At 53.9% G+C, this 1,285-nt stretch carries 2 protein-coding genes; both read left to right on the top strand.

Annotation, left to right across the window (positions count from 1 at the left end; all coding sequences use genetic code 11):
* The coding region (locus tag RMSM_RS03800) for a DUF1559 family PulG-like putative transporter (protein WP_040763989.1) at window positions 1-607 on the top strand (607 nt) is incomplete at its 5' end.
* 85 nt (window positions 608-692) lie between these two features.
* Window positions 693-869: a hypothetical protein gene (locus tag RMSM_RS40625; protein ID WP_160168217.1), complete on the top strand. Its 177-nt coding sequence runs from the start codon at window positions 693-695 to the stop codon at window positions 867-869.
* The last annotated feature ends 416 nt before the right edge of the window (window positions 870-1,285 follow it).

Below are 1,285 nucleotides of genomic sequence, written 5' to 3'. Positions count from 1 at the left end.
ACATTATCGCAACGTCGGTCGCGGGATGTTTGGTATCGCCAAGCAGTACCGATTTCGCGATGTTCTCGACGGGCTTTCTAACACGATGTGTATGGGCGAGATCGCAACGGACTTAGGCGATGGTGACATTTCGACCACGGTGCCCACATCCGGACGCAACATCTATGGTGATATTCACTCGTGTAAAGTCGATATCAACCCTGAGCGTCCTCGCTATTTCAAGACTTATGTTGGAAACGCAGGCAATCGGTCGCGTGGCGAAATTTGGTCCGATGCCAACCCCGCCTTCTCGATGGTCATGGCGGTACTGCCGCCGATGTCAGAGATCTGTCTTCGTCAAGGCAACAATGGCGGCTGGGAAGGGAACTATCCTCCGAGCAGCCGTCATCAGGGAGGTTGCCACATTCTGATGGGCGATGGCGCGGTGAAATTCATTACCGACTCTGTCGATACCGGATCGGCGACGGGGGGTCTTTGGACAACGGGAGCGCCTGGTGCCGAGCTGCGTCTTGGATTCCAACCCGGCTTCTACTCCGGCGGCAGTCCGCACGGTTTGTGGGGAGCACTCGGCAGTCGCATGGGCAAGGAAACCCTGACACTCGAGTAAATTTGGTCTCCTGACACGTCGTTTCATGGCTTGCCTTGCAATCCTGCTTTCCTTTTTCCTTGCTTCTATCTATCAGGTGTTTTAAATGCGTTGTTTCGTAATCATGGGTTTGCTACTTGCCGTCGTCGTCGGTTGCGGAGACGATCATAATCGGGTTCTCACCCCAACGCCTCAGGCACAAAAAACCGATGAAGAACTGACCAACGAGATGATGGAAGGAACGCTCGATGTGGAAGAGGAGATGAAGGCGGGAGCGAACTAGGTTCGCCAAGTCCTGCCTGCTCGATCTTGATGATGACACGTCGCTTATCGAGATTCGTCGATAAGCGACTTATGTATTTGCAACCCAGCAGTTCATCGTCGACAATGAATGTTCCATCGCAGTATCCTTGGTGTTGCTGTGCTTCTGGACATGATCAAACAAGTATTTCAAGACGTGCCCTTTCGGGGGAAGCTGTGAAGCATCTTGAAGCGGCAGGGCGCGAGCCCTCCGGTGTTTTGGTCGGGATGAGGAACGGGGGGCTTACGCTCTGCCGCTAAGACCTCGTAAAACACGGGGAATAAATGCTTCACAGCGTTGCCTTTCGGGCGGAAGGGGTGTCGGACCGAGTAACCCAGAAACCGAGTAACCGCACGGCAATTTGGCATTTCGGCGCTAACGGTTCGTGGATTGAGTGA

Origin of the sequence: Rhodopirellula maiorica SM1 (assembly GCF_000346295.1) — a bacterium.
GTDB lineage: Bacteria > Planctomycetota > Planctomycetia > Pirellulales > Pirellulaceae > Novipirellula > Novipirellula maiorica.
This window is presented reverse-complemented; position numbering and strand designations above follow the sequence as displayed.

Coding starts and splice junctions, on each gene's coding strand:
- RMSM_RS40625 (WP_160168217.1), top strand. CDS start 693: ATGCGTTGTTTCGTAATCATGGGTTTGCTACTTGCCGTCGTCGTCGGT.